Origin of the sequence: Hymenobacter metallicola (genome assembly GCF_004745645.1) — a bacterium.
In the GTDB taxonomy this organism is placed as follows: domain Bacteria; phylum Bacteroidota; class Bacteroidia; order Cytophagales; family Hymenobacteraceae; genus Hymenobacter; species Hymenobacter metallicola.
The window spans coordinates 164369-179856 of record NZ_SRMB01000002.1; the positions used below are offsets into that span (position 1 = coordinate 164369).

19 protein-coding genes are annotated in these 15488 nt (G+C 58.4%); 11 read left to right on the forward strand and 8 right to left on the reverse strand.

The window, feature by feature from the left end:
• The first annotated feature begins 9 nt into the window (after positions 1-9).
• The 3 genes from E5K02_RS11455 to E5K02_RS11465 are packed head-to-tail and all read left to right on the forward strand — an operon-like array spanning position 10 to position 1868.
• Positions 10-381: a hypothetical protein gene (locus E5K02_RS11455; protein ID WP_135394948.1), complete on the forward strand. Its 372-nt coding sequence runs from the start codon at positions 10-12 to the stop codon at positions 379-381.
• A 12-nt stretch (positions 382-393) separates the two neighbouring features.
• The gene (locus tag E5K02_RS11460; protein WP_135394949.1) at positions 394-969 is read left to right on the forward strand and encodes a YceI family protein; all 576 of its coding nucleotides are present in this window, start codon (positions 394-396) and stop codon (positions 967-969) included.
• A complete protein-coding gene (locus tag E5K02_RS11465) occupies positions 966-1868 on the forward strand; it encodes a DUF5777 family beta-barrel protein (RefSeq protein WP_135394950.1) in 903 nt (300 codons plus the stop codon). The genes E5K02_RS11460 and E5K02_RS11465 overlap by 4 nt, the downstream gene beginning before the upstream one ends.
• Before the next feature lie 125 nt (positions 1869-1993).
• On the opposite strand, the gene E5K02_RS11470 is transcribed toward E5K02_RS11465, so the two are convergent.
• From E5K02_RS11470 to E5K02_RS11480, 3 genes are all read right to left on the reverse strand, one after another.
• The gene (locus E5K02_RS11470) at positions 1994-2620 is read right to left on the reverse strand and encodes a NifU family protein (protein WP_135394951.1); all 627 of its coding nucleotides are present in this window, start codon (positions 2618-2620) and stop codon (positions 1994-1996) included.
• 251 nt (positions 2621-2871) lie between these two features.
• Positions 2872-3948 (reverse strand): chorismate synthase, encoded by a 1077-nt coding sequence (aroC, locus tag E5K02_RS11475; protein ID WP_135394952.1) that lies wholly within the window; start codon positions 3946-3948, stop codon positions 2872-2874.
• Positions 3949-4060: 112 nt separating this feature from the next.
• The gene (locus E5K02_RS11480; protein WP_135394953.1) at positions 4061-5542 is read right to left on the reverse strand and encodes a BatD family protein; all 1482 of its coding nucleotides are present in this window, start codon (positions 5540-5542) and stop codon (positions 4061-4063) included.
• Between the two features lie 260 nt (positions 5543-5802).
• Between E5K02_RS11480 and E5K02_RS11485 the strand changes: the two genes are divergently transcribed.
• The 5 genes from E5K02_RS11485 to E5K02_RS11505 all read left to right on the forward strand — a co-directional run bounded on the left by E5K02_RS11485 (position 5803) and on the right by E5K02_RS11505 (position 9582).
• Entirely contained in the window at positions 5803-6513 is a 711-nt protein-coding gene (locus tag E5K02_RS11485) for a ferritin-like domain-containing protein (protein WP_135394954.1), read from the forward strand.
• 31 nt (positions 6514-6544) lie between these two features.
• Entirely contained in the window at positions 6545-7417 is an 873-nt protein-coding gene (locus tag E5K02_RS11490; RefSeq protein WP_135394955.1) for a ferritin-like domain-containing protein, read from the forward strand.
• Between the two features lie 159 nt (positions 7418-7576).
• Positions 7577-8260: a ferritin-like domain-containing protein gene (locus E5K02_RS11495; RefSeq protein WP_135394956.1), complete on the forward strand. Its 684-nt coding sequence runs from the start codon at positions 7577-7579 to the stop codon at positions 8258-8260.
• Between the two features lie 32 nt (positions 8261-8292).
• Entirely contained in the window at positions 8293-9162 is an 870-nt protein-coding gene (locus tag E5K02_RS11500; RefSeq protein WP_135394957.1) for a ferritin-like domain-containing protein, read from the forward strand.
• A 231-nt stretch (positions 9163-9393) separates the two neighbouring features.
• Complete coding sequence (locus tag E5K02_RS11505; protein WP_135394958.1) at positions 9394-9582, forward strand: hypothetical protein; 189 nt, start codon at positions 9394-9396, stop codon at positions 9580-9582.
• 41 nt (positions 9583-9623) lie between these two features.
• On the opposite strand, the gene queG is transcribed toward E5K02_RS11505, so the two are convergent.
• From queG to ruvB, 3 genes are all read right to left on the reverse strand, one after another.
• Positions 9624-10598, reverse strand: coding sequence for a tRNA epoxyqueuosine(34) reductase QueG (gene queG / locus E5K02_RS11510; protein WP_135394959.1), 975 nt, complete (start codon positions 10596-10598; stop codon positions 9624-9626).
• A 158-nt stretch (positions 10599-10756) separates the two neighbouring features.
• Complete coding sequence (locus tag E5K02_RS11515) at positions 10757-10999, reverse strand: hypothetical protein (RefSeq protein ID WP_135394960.1); 243 nt, start codon at positions 10997-10999, stop codon at positions 10757-10759.
• A 137-nt stretch (positions 11000-11136) separates the two neighbouring features.
• A complete protein-coding gene (gene ruvB / locus E5K02_RS11520; RefSeq protein WP_135394961.1) occupies positions 11137-12186 on the reverse strand; it encodes a Holliday junction branch migration DNA helicase RuvB in 1050 nt (349 codons plus the stop codon).
• A 191-nt stretch (positions 12187-12377) separates the two neighbouring features.
• Here ruvB and E5K02_RS11525 point away from each other — a divergent pair, with 191 nt between their 5' ends.
• A complete protein-coding gene (locus E5K02_RS11525) occupies positions 12378-13385 on the forward strand; it encodes a hypothetical protein (protein WP_135394962.1) in 1008 nt (335 codons plus the stop codon).
• 15 nt (positions 13386-13400) lie between these two features.
• Here E5K02_RS11525 and E5K02_RS11530 read toward each other — a convergent pair whose 3' ends face one another.
• On the reverse strand, positions 13401-13757 hold the full coding sequence (locus tag E5K02_RS11530) for an HIRAN domain-containing protein (RefSeq protein ID WP_135394963.1): 357 nt from the start codon (positions 13755-13757) through the stop codon (positions 13401-13403).
• 126 nt (positions 13758-13883) lie between these two features.
• On the opposite strand from E5K02_RS11530, the gene E5K02_RS11535 reads away from it, so the two are divergent.
• Positions 13884-14345 (forward strand): DUF4268 domain-containing protein, encoded by a 462-nt coding sequence (locus E5K02_RS11535; RefSeq protein ID WP_135394964.1) that lies wholly within the window; start codon positions 13884-13886, stop codon positions 14343-14345.
• A gap of 66 nt (positions 14346-14411) precedes the next feature.
• Here E5K02_RS11535 and E5K02_RS11540 read toward each other — a convergent pair whose 3' ends face one another.
• Positions 14412-14846, reverse strand: a complete 435-nt coding sequence (locus tag E5K02_RS11540; RefSeq protein ID WP_135394965.1) for a hypothetical protein — start codon at positions 14844-14846, stop codon at positions 14412-14414.
• A gap of 207 nt (positions 14847-15053) precedes the next feature.
• Between E5K02_RS11540 and E5K02_RS11545 the strand changes: the two genes are divergently transcribed.
• The gene (locus tag E5K02_RS11545) at positions 15054-15476 is read left to right on the forward strand and encodes a hypothetical protein (RefSeq protein WP_135394966.1); all 423 of its coding nucleotides are present in this window, start codon (positions 15054-15056) and stop codon (positions 15474-15476) included.
• The last annotated feature ends 12 nt before the right edge of the window (positions 15477-15488 follow it).

Here is a 15488-nt window from a genome sequence, read left to right on the forward strand (position 1 = left end):
CTATTTCCTATGCTACGCCCAGTGCTTTTTCTGGTTGGCGGACTGGCTATGCTCAGCAGTTGCGCCTACGATAACGCCGAGGAACTGTTCGAAAACCAGCCTACCGTAGCCTGCGAGGTGCTCAGCACTACTTACAGCGCTACCATCTCGCCTATTCTGGACCAGAACTGCCGCACCTGCCACAGTTCCCGCTTCCCGAGCGGCAATGTAAATCTGGAGGGCTACACCCAGGTGAAGCGCTACGCCGACAGCGGCTTGCTAGTGGGCGTCGTCAGCCACGCCGACGGCTTCTCCCCCATGCCCCAGGGCATGCCCAAGCTTTCAGACTGTGACATTGCCCGCATCAAAAAGTGGGTTGAGGATAAGGCTCCTAATAATTAACCCGTGCTTCTTATGAGACATCTACTAGCATTCGGGCTAAGCCTGCTGCTGTTGCCGACCGCTCAGGCCCAGGGCAAATACTCCACCCGGGCCGGGCTCATCAGCTTTTTCTCCGGTACGCCCCTCGAAGACATTGAGGCCCGCAGCAACCAGGCCGCCGGCGTGCTTGACTTAAGTACCGGACAAGTAGCCTTTAGCGTGCCCATGAAGTCGTTCGTCTTTAAGCGCACCCTAATGCAGGAGCACTTCAACGAGAACTATGTAGAATCCGACAAATTCCCGAAAGCCACTTTTTCCGGAGCGGTAGTCAACTTCCAGCCCGGGCAGCTTCCGCCGACCGGCCCCCAGAGCGTGCAGGTGGAGGGCGACCTAACCATTCACGGGGTAAAGCGCCGCGTGAAAGTGCCGGGCACCCTGGAGGTGAAAGACCACCAGTTGCTGGTCCGGTCGAAGTTTACGGTAGCGCCGGCCGACTACAACATTGAGATTCCGGCCTTGGTGCGCGACAATATTGCCAAAACCGTGGAGGTAACCCTGGCTTTCACCTGTGCCCCAACCACCCCACCCCAAACTTCTTTCTCCCGATGAGACAGGTACCCCGCTTTCTATCCTGGAGGCTACTAGGCAGCTTGCTACTGCTGGCCAGCACCACCCCGGCGCTGGCCCAGAACGACTTGCTCAACGAACTGGAAGCCAAAGTTGACAGTAGCCAGGCGCCGGATATCACGCAGGCCACCTTTAAAGGCACCCACATCATCAACAGCCAGTCGATTGAAACCCCGGGCGAGGGCACGCTGCTGTTCTTGATTCAGCACCGCTTCGGCACCCTGAACAGCGGGGCCTACAACTTCTTCGGGCTCGACCAGGCGGTGCTGCGCCTCAGCTTTGAGTACGGCCTCAACGACCGGCTGGCCCTGGGTATCGGGCGCAGCTCCCAGGAGAAAACCTTCGACGGCTTTGTGAAATACCGCGCGCTGCGGCAAAGCAGCGGGCCAAGGGCCATGCCGATTTCGGTGACGCTGCTGGCTAGCTCGGCCCTTACCTCGCTCCGGTTCCGGGAGGCGGAGCGCACCACCCGCACCCGGCTGACCTACACCTACCAGGCCCTGATTGCCCGCAAGTTTAGCCCCGCGCTGTCGGTGCAGCTCATGCCCACGCTGATTCACCGCAACTTCGTAGAAACCCGCCGCGACCAGAACGACGTGTACGCCCTGGGAGCTGCCGTGCGCCAGAAAATCACCAAGCGGCTGGCCCTCACGGCCGACTACTTCTACCTGCTGCCCGGCGCCACCGCCGACGATACACGGAACGCCTTGGGCCTCGGCGTGGATATCGAAACCGGCGGCCACGTGTTCCAGCTGCATTTCACCAACGCTCAGGGCATGATTGAGAAGTTTTTCGTGCCCCAGACCACCGGCAACTTTTTCGACGGCGATATTTACTTCGGCTTCAATGTCAGCCGGGCCTTTACCGTAAAAAGCCGCTAGACCGCACCCACCCGACAGGGCCAAACAAATAAGTCCGGTTGGCTCTCCTGACAGAAAGTATTCTGCACGAAAAAGCCCGGTTGGATGCTCCAGCCGGGCTTTTTCTATAAACTTTCAGCAAGAACCTATACCGTAATGCCTTCGGCTACGACTTCGGTTACCTCTGGCACCATGCGCTTGAGCAGGTTCTCGATTCCCGACTTCAGCGTAACCGTAGCCGAGGGGCAGCCCGAGCACGAACCCTGCAGGTTCACGGTCACCACGCCTTGCTTGTAGGAACGGAAGGTGATGTTGCCACCGTCCTGCTCCACAGCGGGGCGCACGTAGTTCTCGAGCAGGTCGATAACCTTTTGGCTGATCTGCTGATCCTGCTCCGAAGCGTCGCCGGTAGCGGCAGCGTGCTGGGCGGCTTTCTGCTCGGCGGCGGGGTCCACGGTGAAGATGGGGCCACCCGCCTCCACGTACGACTTGAGGAAGGTGCGCAGCTCGGGGATGAGGTGCGTCCAGGTCAGGTCCGAGGTCTTGGTGATGGTCACAAAGTTGGCGGCAATAAAGACGCGGCCTACGTAGTCGAAATTGAAGAGCTCCTGGGCCAGGGGAGAATTGGCAGCCGCCTCCAGATTCGGATAATCCACGCTCACCCCCTCGCTAAGCAGCTGGGTGTTGAGCACGAACTTCATGGATTCGGGGTTGGGGCTGGCTTCGGCGTAGATAGAAACCGGGGCAGCGGGGGAAGTGAGGGTATCAGCCATGTTTGAAAGACTTGGAGACAAAAGAGAAGACGCAGGAGTAGCGCTGTAGAAGTAAACAGCAACGGCGGTAAAACCGTGCCACCGGCTATATGTTCCAAAGGTACGGAAGGAACCACTCCGGTGATACCAAGCTGGCCGTCACCATTGATATAAAACTGCGATATCCAGGTTCGTGCCGGGGTTGGCAGGAGCTCTAGTATTACTGCAGGACCAGTAGGACAACTTTTTTACTCCCGCCTTTATTTGCGGCCCTACACCTTATTGGCCCGGGCCCGCAGCAGCATATCGGCCAGCACCAGGTTGGTCATGGCATCCACGATAGGCACGGCCCGGGGCAGCACGCAGGGGTCGTGCCGGCCCTTGCCGGCCAGGGTTATTTCTTCGCCCTGGTCGTTGATGGTCGTCTGGGGTTGCAAAATCGTTGCCACTGGCTTGAAGGCCACGCGGAAGTAAATATCCTGTCCGTTGCTAATGCCGCCCTGAATGCCGCCCGAGTGGTTGGTTCGGGTCCGAACGGTGCCCTGCTCATCGGTATAGAAGGCATCGTTGTGCTCGGAGCCAAACAGCAGGGTGCCGGCAAACCCGGAACCATATTCGAAGCCCTTCACGGCATTGATGCTCAACATGGCTTTGCCCAGCTCAGCGTGCAGCTTATCGAACACCGGCTCGCCCAGGCCGGCCGGTACGCCCCGCACCACGCCCGTTACCAGGCCCCCCACGGTATCGTGCCGGTTCCGGGTCTGGCGAATCAGCTCGGTCATCTGCTCGGCCGTTTCGGGGTGGGGGCAACGCACCATGTTGCTTTCAATCAGGCTCAGGTCGAGCTGTTCGTACCCCACGGGCACGGCTACGGCCCCTACCTGCGACACGTAGCTAAGCGCTGTAATACCGTGCTGGGTCAGAAACTGGGCGGCAATGGCCCCGGCGGCCACGCGGGCGGCCGTTTCGCGGGCCGAGCTACGGCCCCCACCCCGGTGGTCACGACGGCCGTACTTCTGGTCGTAGGTATAGTCGGCGTGCGAGGGACGGTAGGCGTGCTCGATATGCGAATAATCGTGGCTGGCCTGGTCCTGGTTGCGAATCAGCAGGCTAATGGGCGTGCCGGTGGTATAGCCTTCGAAAATGCCCGACAGAATCTCTACCTGGTCGGCCTCCCGGCGCGGGGTAGTCAGCTCCGACTGCCCGGGGCGGCGCCGGTCCAGGGCTGCCTGAATGGTGGCCCCCTCCACGGCAATGCCGGCCGGGCAACCGTCGATAATAACCCCAATACCCGGCCCGTGCGACTCGCCGAAAGTGGTAATGCGGAATAAAGTGCCAAAGGTATTCATGGGCAAAAAAATCAGTTCGGATGCCGCAAAGGAACCGCTAAAAACTTGATTTGTGCCGGAAGCTACCGGCTGGCTGCTGTTTTTTTCGTCCTAGAGAGCAACTCGAAAGGCTTTAGGAGGCCCGGCCGCTGCGCCACCACCCAACCAGGGCCAGCCCACCCAGCACCAGCAGAATATAATTCGCGTAGCGCTGCACCTGTGTATAAGTATCCAGGGGCTGCAGGGTGTTATCGGCCGACTCAAGCACATCCTGATAAAACGGGTCATCTGGCCGTGCCGAAAAGGACACCGAACTGCTAGCGGCTCCTTTGATAGTGGGGCGCACCTCCGGCTGCAGCGTGTCGTAACGGGCTGTGGTCGGGTTGAACACGATAAGTGAAAAGATACTATCGAGTGCCAATACCCCGGGGCGGCGCGCTATGAGGCGGTACCGGAACCGCTTGCTGCCGCCTACCCGCCCGGCTTGCCGGGTCAGGCCCAGTTCACTGTCGGGGCCGTATACTTCGACGGTAGCCGGCAGCACCGGCACCGGGGCGGACACCGCGGCCAGGTTGCCTTCACCCTCTACCATAAACGAATAGGTGAATGCCTGCCCGGTCCGGAAAGCGGTGCGGTCAATGGCTTCGCGCAGGCGGTAGTCGCCGACGGGCACCTGGTCCCGCAGCGGGTGGGGCGGCAGCGGCTTCACGGTAATGGTGCGGGCTACGGTACGGTAGGTTTTAAAGCCTTCCATGCGGTTGTCGAGGCCAGCCTCGGGCTTTTTGGCCACCCGGTACTTCACCATTTGCAGCGGCACCTCCGGAAACTGCAGGGGCTGGGTGTTCAGGGGGTAATACTCGGCTTCGTAGAGGCGGTAGCGCAGGTAGGTTTTGCCGCCCGCCGTTACGGTCTCGGGCAATATTTCCTGTTCGTTGAACGGCTCTTCCCAGGCCGTGCGCTGCCGCAGCAGCTGCAGAATTTCGGGTAGCTGCCCCCCAAAGTTGTAAAAACTCAGCAAGCCTTGGTCCTCGGGGGTCAGGTAGAAATACAACCCCACGTGCACTCCCTCGCCCACAAACACTGAGGTTTTATCGGGTACCAGGGCCAGAAACGCATTGTCGTGCGGCTCTACATATTCCTGCGGCTTGGGCTTGCCGAAGAGCTTGTCGAGCAGGCCGATGCCCTGGGTAGCGCCGCCGGGCGGTGCCGGCGCTGCAGCCTGCTGGGCTTGCACCTGCAGCTTGGCCCCGGCCGACTGCACCGTCAGCCCGTTCACGGTCATGGTGAAGGGTTTCAACTCAAACTCACCTTCCGCGTAGGCCGCGTAGCGCTGGGTAATGGTCAGCTCGGTCGAGGTTTGGCCCCCTACGATCCGCGTAGTCGTTGTGCTCGACTTGCTGCTCTTCTTGAATCCTTCGATATCGGGGAAGGGCGAATAACGCTCCAGCTTGGCCCCACGCAGCCGAAAGCTGATGGTAAAATAGTCGTTGACCGGAAAAGCTGGCCGGCCGAGCACAATATCGGCCTGGGCTGCCCCGGTTTGGGCCCGCAGCTCGGGAGCAGCAGTGCCCCAGAGCAGCAACAGCAAAAAAATCAAACGAAGTGTGGCAGCCATTCAACGAAAAAAAGAGGCTGCAAAGCTACGTAAAAACGTGTCTGCCAGTGTGGAGGCGCCTTTACCGGCTCAGTCCGACACCCAATATACCCCAATAGGTATACATAAAAAGCTCGACAATAGCAATCCGTTTTTTTAGCTGCGCCGTAAATCACCTCAACCACAACAAATTTACTGGTTGCTCTGCGCAAAAAACGGCTTTTGGGCCGTCCTGGCAGCGCTTTGTCTTTACTTTCCATTCACCCCTAATTTTTCCTCCCATGTCCAAGATCATCAACTCCGGTGGGGATGAGGCTGACTTCACCAAGCCTCTCTATGCTCCGATTAAAAGACGTTCTTTCTTCATGTATGCCGGCGCTACGGCAGGTGCCACGGCCCTTATCCTTTCCGGTTGCAGCGACGACGAGGACACCGTAACGGCTCCCGGCACGGTTAGCCTGGGCTCGGGGGATATCGGCGTCTTGAACTACGCCTACGCGTTGGAACAGCTCGAGGCAGCCTTCTACGCGCAGGTAATCGCAACTCCTTACACGGGCATCACTACTGACGAGCGCGCAGCCTTGACTGCTATTTCCAAGCACGAAGCCATCCACCGTGACTTCTTTAAAGCTGCAATTCCAACCAATCAGGCAATTCCTGGCCTGAATCCGGATTTCAGCAAAATCAATTTCACCGACCGCACCCAGGTACTGACCGCCGCCAAGACCTTTGAAGACCTGGGCGTAGCGGCTTACAACGGTGCCGGACAGCTTATCCAGAACGGAACCTACTTGCTGCTGGCCGGTAAAATCGTGTCGGTAGAAGCCCGGCACGCGGCCTACATCCGCGACTTGCTCACCCCCGGCAGCTTCGCCGGCAACGATGTGGTAAATACGTCGGGACTTGACCAGGCCCTTTCGGTGTCGGCCGTGCTGACCGCCGCCCAGCCTTACATCAAGGAAAAGATCAACGGCGACAACGTCGGCAAGTAATCCACCTTCTCACAACTGACTTCTCACTGCTATGAATCTGTTCAAAATAATTGCCGAGTTGGAAAAGGTGGATCCTGAAGTGATGGACCGCCTCTCGCACCGCCGCAGCGCCTTGTCGGCCCTGGGTGACTTCAGCAAGAAAATGGCGCTGGCCGCGGCTCCTATTGCGGTTGGTTCGGCCTTCAACAAGGCCATGGGCCAGAATACCCTTACCGATGCCAACGGCATTCTGAACTACGCGCTGCTGCTCGAGCGCCTGGAGTACAGCTTCTACGACCAGGCTCTGAAAGCAGCTACACTCACCGGCACGCTGACCGGGGCAGCCCGCACGGCCATCGAAACCATCCGGGCCCACGAGTTGGCCCACGTGAACCTGCTGACGGCGGCCCTGGGCTCGAATGCGGCTCCGGCTCCGGCCAACGGCTTCGACTTTGGTTCGGCCTTCGCTACCTACCCCGGTTTCCTGACCGTGGCACAGGCGCTGGAAGATACCGGAGTACGCGCCTACAAAGGCCAAGCTGGCAACATTCCCCGCACGCTGAACCCCACTGTTGGTGGTGCCGTGGTAAACCTGCTCACTGTAGCCCTGCAAATTCACTCGGTAGAAGCCCGTCACGCCGCCCACATCCGCTACATGCGGCGCGGTGCCACGGCAGGTGCCCAATCCACCATTTTCCCCTGGATCAACAACGCGGATGCCAATGGCGCACCGGCTGTTGTGTATGGCGCCGGCAACCCCGTAGCTACCTTCCCGGCAGAAAGCAACCTAGCTCAGGGCGGTATTTCAAACTTAGCCACGGGCCTGGGTACTACTTACACAGTGGAAGATGTAAGCGCGGCCTTCGACGAAGGCCTCGACAACACGACCGTAACGGCCATTGCCCGCGCAACGGCCACGTTCTAGTCTGGCAACAGTTTTCTGCCTACCAAAAAAGGCGTCTTCGAACAGAAGACGCCTTTTTTATGCAACCTACTGCCCCATTAGAGGATCCCATCAGAACAAGTTACCTTTGTTGAACCCAGAGCCGTGCTTGGTGCGGTAGTGTTGGGAGTTAGTCTGCTTATGAAAACTTCTTTTCTGGCCCGTACAATGCGGCGCCGCTCCTTTTTCCAGGTAGCCGGCGCTACCGTGGCCGCTTCTACGCTGGTGCTGGCCGGGTGCAAAGACACCGAAGTGGTGCAGCCCACAACTACCAACGTCCTCAACCTGGGCTCCAACGACGCGGGCGTGCTGAATTACGCCTATTTACTCGAGCAACTGGAGGCGGCATTCTACCAAAAGGTGCTGGATACGCCCCCAGCCGACATGCCTAAGGAAGAGCTGGCCCTGTTCACGGAGCTACGCGACCATGAGGTCATTCACCGCGAGTACCTAAAGGAGTTGCTGGGTGCCAATGCTATTCCCACCGTTGAGTTTGACTTTACTTCGCTTACCCTGACTACCCGGGCCGGCGTGCTGGCCGCAGCTCGCACGTTTGAGGACCTGGGCGTAGCGGCTTACAACGGAGCCGGCAAGCTTTTTACGAGCAAGGCGTTTCTGGTAGCCGCCGGCAAAATTGCCTCGGTAGAGGCCCGGCACGCGGCCTTTATCCACGACTTGGCTCAGGCTCCGGCTTTTACCGGTGTCGTTGAAACCAGCGGCCGGTACACGGGCATGGCTACGGCTCTTACCCCACTACAGGTAATCGAGGCCGCCGTTAAGTTTTTTCCCTTCACCGTCATTACGTCCGGGTTGCCGACGGCCTAAGCACAGGCTTCAGCTCTGCTATTTTTCTGCCCATGAATATTCTCAAATTACTCGCTGACCTGGTTGCTGTCGACCCTGATTCCTACGAGCGGCTTAGTGGCCGCCGGGGGGCGCTTACCAGCCTGGGCCAGACCGGCCGGCGGGCCGTAGCCGCCGCCGTGCCCCTGGCTTTTGGCGCGGTGCTCACCAAGGCTTATGGCCGCAAGTCGTCGACTATTCTGGATGCTTTTACGCTAGCCCTCACGCTGGAGTACCTGGAAAGCGACTTTTACAGCCGGGCCCTGAGTTCTTCTCTAGCCTTCCCGGGTACCACAAAAGCCGTTATCGAGCAGATTGCCAAGCACGAGCAAGACCATGTTGCTTTTCTGCAGGCTACGTTAAGGGCTTCCGGAGTGGAAGTGCCAGCGAAACCGACTTTTGATTTTACGGGCAGTAAAAACGGCACTCGGACGCCCCTGTTTCCCACGGTTTTCCAGGATTTTGGCACCTTTTTGAAAGTAGCTCAACTGCTGGAAGACACGGGCGTGCGAGCCTATAAAGGTCAGGTTGACGCGCTGATAACCGATAACGACCTACTCGACGCCGCGTTGCGCATCCATGCCGTAGAAGCCCGTCACGCCGCCCACATTCGCGGCATGCGCCGCGCACTTGGCGCCAACGTTCGTCCCTGGATCAGCACCAAGGATGAAAGCATTACCACAGCCGGGGTAACCGATGCCGTGTATGCCGGAGAGGAGGCAGCCCGTCAGCTCCTGCCCGACCTTGTTAATTATTTTCCCAAAGCCACTTCCTTAGTGGTAACGGGCACGCGCGAGCAAGCCACGATTAGCTTAGGCGAGGCCTTCGACGAGCCTATGACGGCGCCCACGGCCACGTCTATTGCGGGGCTCTTTCTGGTGTAGCGCTAAGTACACTTTGGAACAAGACCTTCGGAACGGCTTCGGCCGTTCTTTTTTTGTATTACTAATAGGTTAAAGTCACCGCTCAGCTTGTACTATCAGAGTTTATTCTTGTATCTTTCAGTAAAGTTGTTCCGTATCAGCCTCCCAGCCGCAGCTTTTTCAGCGGCTCTCGTATACAGTGCCTGCCCTCATCCCCCAACCTACCCAACCTACCCAAAACAACCTTGACCGATGCTGGAATACGTTAAAACCATCCTGCTAAAAGTCAGCTTCGACAAAATTCTATTTGAGAAAGAGCTGCGCAAAGGTTTCCGCATGCTTGTCCCGACGGAGTTAGCCGAGTTGAAAGCCTGGTGCTATCAACAGTTTGCTAAAATCTACCGCGGCATCCTGAATCGAGTGTTTGCCACGGCCGCCTGAGCAACTCGTCCTTCGTTCACCCTTTCTCTTCTTTCCACCATCTATTCATCCCCAAACGGTGCATCCGGTTCGTTCGTCACGAACCGGATGTTTCGTGTTAGGCCCGCATAGCCCGTTCGTTTCACTGCCGACTGCCGAAACAGCTCCGTGAACAATTCGTGGGTGATTTCCTGCCAGTCGTTGGTCTTCAGGTGGGGCAGCTGGGCATGGGGTAGAAACTGGGGCTCGGTATGCGGCTTGGCAAAGCGGTTCCAGGGGCATACATCCTGGCAGATGTCGCAGCCGAAAACCCAATTGCCAAACTTGCCCGCCACTTCCTGCGGAATCTGGTCCTTGAGCTCAATAGTGAAATAGCTGATGCACTTGCTGCCATCCACCACGTAGGGGTTGGTAATGGCGTCTGTCGGGCAGGCATCTACGCATTTGGTGCAGGTGCCGCAGTAATCCTTGATGGGCCCGTCGTAGTCCAGGTCCACGTCCACGATGAGCTCGGCAATGAAGTAGAAGCTGCCCACGCCGGGCGTAATCAGGTTGGAGTTTTTGCCGACCCAGCCCAGGCCACTCTTCTTGGCCCAGACCTTGTCCATCACCGGCGCCGAATCGACAAAGACCCGGCCGCCCACCTCCCCTATTTCGGCCTGCATGTCCTGGAGCAGCTCCTTGAGCTTGTCCTTAATGACAAAGTGGTAGTCGCGGCCGTAGGCGTATTTGCTGATCTTGAGCGTATCGGCGTCGGCGGGCTGCTGGTCTTCCGGAGCCGGGTAATAATTGAGCAGCAGGGAAATAACCGACTTGGCCCCATCCACGAGCAGGCGCGGGTCGAGGCGCTTGTCGAAGTGGTTGGCCATGTAGGCCATCTTGCCGTTCATGTTCTGGTTGAGCCAGCTTTCGAGCCGGGGCGCTTCTTCTTCCAGAAACTCAGCCTTGGAAATCCCGCAGTACATAAAGCCCAGCTCCGCCGCGCGGCGCTTGATAAAGGCAGTTCGGTCGGAGCGGATAAGATCGGAGGCCAGCATCAGGCAAAGGTCGGGAGAACGAGGCAGCTACCCGCAGATTTCCACATTAGGAGCTTGCCGTAATTCGGGGACAACAAAAAAGCGCACCCGGGTAGTTCGGGTACGCCTGCCTTTTACCAACGACCGGTTGGGACGAAAAAACGCATTTGTTGTCTCACTTACCCTTCTATTGCCAAATCAGAAAGGCGAATCCAGAGCGAGTTCTTGACAGGATTATGACTCTCTAAATCATAGTCGTCCAGATTGTTGTCAAACAGTACCAGTACCCGCCCGTCGTGATTTTCATTTGCATCAATGATTTCCCCGCTTTTGCCAATCAGCTGCCAGTAGTTTTCCCTCTGCTCTGTATCAGCCGGAGCCTGAGTCGTCCCAAGAAAAGATTTCAGCTTTACTTTCTCCATTAAAAAAGGGTTTTAGAGGTTTGCCATTATATGGGCATCGCCGCTGCTGGGTCTGCGGCCGACCCATTCACCAGAGCAAAGACAAAAGAAAAGGGAGCTAAAAGCTTCCTTTTAGCTCCCTTAATAAATGAATCTGCTTACTGCTGCTCAAACAAGTCCCCGGGCGAGTTGCCGCGCAGGTGCTGGGGCATGAGCTTGCCGAGGTGCTTGTAGGCGGCTTCGGTGGCTTCGCGGCCCCGGCTGGTGCGCTTGATGTAGCCTTCCTGAATCAGGAAAGGCTCGTACACTTCCTCGATGGTCTCGGCTTCCTCGCCGCAGGCCGTGGCAATGGTGCTGATACCCACCGGGCCACCCTTGAACTTGTCGATGATGGTGGTCAGGATGCGCTTGTCCATGTCGTCGAGGCCGTGGTGGTCCACGTCGAGGGCGTTGAGGGCAAACTGGGCAATGTCGACGGTGATGGTGCCGGTGCCTTTGATCTGGGCAAAGTCGCGGGTACGACGCAGCAGGTTGTTGGCAATCCGGGGCGTACCGCGGGAGCGGCGGGCAATTTCGAAGGCCGCATCCTCGTAGATGGGCGTGGCCAGGATTTCGGCCGAGCGCATCACGATGTCGGTCAGCAGCTTGGCGTCATAGTACTCCAGGCGGGAGCTGATGCCGAAGCGGGCCCGCAACGGCGAGGTCAGCATGCCGCTACGCGTGGTGGCCCCGATAAGGGTAAAAGGGCTCAGAGAAATCTGCACCGAGCGGGCATTCGGGCCCGAGTCGAGCAGGATGTCGATGCGGTAATCCTCCATGGCCGAGTACAGGTACTCTTCCACCACGGGATTCAGGCGGTGAATCTCGTCGATGAACAGCACGTCGTGCGGGTCCAGGTTGGTGAGCAGGCCGGCTAGGTCCGAGGGCTTGTCGAGCACCGGGCCCGAGGTCATCTTGATGCCGGCACCCAGCTCGTTGGCAATGATGTGGGACAGGGTCGTTTTGCCCAGGCCGGGAGGCCCGTGCAGGAGCACGTGGTCGAGGGCTTCGCCACGCTGCTTGGCCGCCCCCACAAAGATCTGCAGGTTGTCGACTACTTTGGCCTGGCCAGTGAAGTCGGCGAAACTGAGGGGACGTAGCGCTTTGTCAATTTCTTTTTCGCCGGAGTCCATGTGGTCGTTGCCACCGGTCATGAATGGTTCGCGCATAGCGGGGCTATATTCAGGTATTGCGTTGAATAAAGGTAACGCTTTACACGCCCAAAATGCTCCCTGTTTTTAGTAAAAATTAGCAAGAACCTCGGCCGTTCTACTATTCAAATTAGCAATGCAGCTGTTTTTGTGTTTTAATAGGCTGGAAACAAGGCTTTCTTCTCTTCTTTGCGCCCTTATTCGCCGCAATGATGAATTTCACTCTTTCCGATACCTGGCTGACCCAGCTGCCGGCCGACATCTATGACCAGCTGGCCCATTGCCTGTCGTTGCATGGTATGGTGTGCGCCGAGCTGTTTAGCCGCCCCGACTCGGCCCTGGTGCAACAGCTCACGCTCCTGACACCTATTAATGCTGCCACCGTAGCCGATTTAAACGCCATTCTGAGCCAGGAGCAGCTGCTGGATGCGTTGCGCCAGCAGCCCGCCCATGTGTACGACCTGCTCCTACTGGGCCGCCTGGGCCTCGATACCTCCCTGGCCGAACCCGTGCTGCGCTTTGTACGCCAGCAGATGTACGTTTCGGAGGAGCAGATAGAGGCGATTAAAGGCTACTGTATCGACCTGAGCGAGGCTTTTCTGGCATCGGTGGAGCAGCACCTGGCCGAAACGGACCGCGCCGTAGCCGGCCGCCTGGGTCAGCATCGGTTGCAGGTGGAAGAAGTGTTTTTCACGCACAGCCGTGCCCTGGAAGCCGTAGCTGAGCCGCTGCCTTCGGTAGCGTCGGTGCGCTTCAACGAACCGCAGCTCCAGATGGTGCGCCTGGCCGTACTGCTGGTACACAGCCTCCCGGCAGATTCGGAAGTGCCGTTTCTACAGGCCGTGCTGCAGCTACCCGCCTTGCAGCCCGAGCACCTCGAGGCCACAGCCGAGCGGCTGGGCACCTTGCAGGCCGGCGAGCAGCTGACCCTCACGATGCCCGAACTGGTACAGCTTTACCAGGCTATGCAGGTCTGCGGGTTGGTTTTCGTGTCGGACGTACTGGCTTCCCTGGGGCTGGAAGACTTCATGTCGGGGCCACCCGAACCCTCCGGAGCCACGGCCGCCGACGCTACTGGTAAAGGCCCGATGAGCAGCCGGCAGGCCGTCGGCGAAATGGTGAGTGGCTTTACCGAATGGGTGCAGGCCAACTTCGCCGAAGAGCCTGCTATTGCGCAGGCACGTCAGGAAATAGCGGATCTGACGGATCTGGTCTGAGGCTGAGCTTGAGCCCTACTGTCTACTCCCGGCGGGCAGCAGCACTTCTATTTCCAGATACAGCCAGTCATCTTCCCAGGCCTTGTGCACTAGTCGGGCTCCGAGGGAATAACCGGCGTCGAGCAGGCGGGCCACGGTTTCGTTGCGCACTTCGGGCAGGTAGCCCAGCCACAGGGCCCCTTCCGCGTCGGTAGTCAGCACTTTCACGGCCCAGTCGTCGTATTTGCTGTCGGCCTCGCGGAGTAGCTGCAGGGCCTGGCCGACGTACAGCTGGGGCTCGTGCTGTTTAAGATTCTCGCGGTGCGTGGTGCCGGCCACCAGGCATTCCAGCAAAATCAAATCCTGGGTTGAAGAAACAGAAGCAGTAGTCATGCGGCCAATTTACGGGAGTCGCGCAAGGTTTCTGCTTTTTTCAGTTATCGGGCTGTGCGAACGGTCGTATTACGGGGCTAAGCTCGGGCCCAAACACCCCTACTCTCTTGATCTTTTCTGTAGCAGATGTATAGCAAAACCGAAGCAGCCCAGCTCCGGCAGGCCTTCTGGACGACCTTTGGCCAGTACATGGCGCCCGTGCCATCCGCTGAAGGCTTGCCAACCAATTGGATTAACTACAAAACCGGCCTCAAGCACGTGTATTTCCGCATGCGGGCCGACGTGCGCCACGCCACCATCAGCATCGACATCACCCACCCCGACGAAGGCATTCGGGAGCTGTTTTTCCACCAGTTTCAGGAATTGAAAGGCATGCTGGAGGAAAGTCTGGGGGAAGCCTGGATCTGGGAACCGAGTTTCGTGGATGAGAACGGGCAGACACTGAGTCGTATCTACCAGGAGCTGCGGCCCGTGAATATGTTTAACCGCGAAGACTGGCCCCAGCTGATTTCTTTTTTCAAACCCCGCCTTATGGCTCTGGATGAGTTCTGGAGCGGGGCCCAATACGCCTTCGACGACCTGCGCTAAACTTCACAAAAAAGGCTGCCTCTACGGATAGAGGCAGCCTTTTTTAACAGAAACTAGGGCAGCTTGCTAGGCTTGGTTGCCGCTCTTGCTGCCCTGGCTCTGGCTTTCGCCACCTTCACTTTGCGGGCCTTTGCTGGTGTGGGAGGTTTGGGCGCTGGGCGTGCGCAGCTGGGGTTCCCGGCTCTGGCCCGCGCCGGTGGTACCGCCCTGGTCGGCATTGGGGCTGCTGTTATTCACCTCATCGAGGTTGTCGTAGCGGCCGCCATTGTTGCCGCCGCTGCCGGCCGTGGTCTTGGCAATGCCATCTGAGGAACCCGAATCCGACTGGCTGTCGGGACGGAAGCTGCCGTCGCCGTCGCGGGTGCGGTCGTGGTGGCGCATGTTCGGGTCGGGGCCGCCCTGGCGCATTTCGTCGCCCTGCTGGCGGTACTGCTCCTTGTCGTGCTCCCGGCGCTCCTGCCGCCGCGACTCGGCGTTTTCGTGCTGCTGGTCGTTGTTCATAGCGTTGAGGTTGGTGGTGGAAATCAGCTCTTTATACGATTACTGCCGCAGCCGGATAGCAAAGACCGAAATCTTATCAGGAGCAGCCGGTGCTCTGCGGTACGTGACGCATGGGTTTGCGGCAAGATCTGGCGTAATTTCTGCGCCCCTGCTAGCCGAAAAAAGCTTGAGGAAGCCTGTTATTCTTTCATTTACTCATCCTGTCTTATGCAAAAATTTATCTATCTGCTGGGTTTCGGCCTAACGACCAGCTTGGCCGTTGCCCAAGGGCAGGCTACGCCCGCGGCTCGCTACCTGATGCTGGTGCGCGAAGTGGATGCCTCTGATGCCAATGCCAGCCGCCGCATATCGCTCACGGTCATTGCGCCCGACGGCACCTTCCGCACCGAGGAACTACAGGTGGAAGCCAACAAAGTGAGCAAAAAGGCCGTCAATGCCAGTATTGCCCGTTTCACACCGGACTCGACCAATAACTTCTTGCGGCGGCAGCGTTACATCCAAAATATCGTGCATCAGGCCGAGGTGAAAAAGCTCAACGAGCTGAGCGCCCAAGGGTGGCAATTGGTGAGCACCACTCAGGAAGCCCAGACCATCCGTTATTTATTCCGCAAGGATGGTCCAGCGAATTAAGACCGCGCCGGG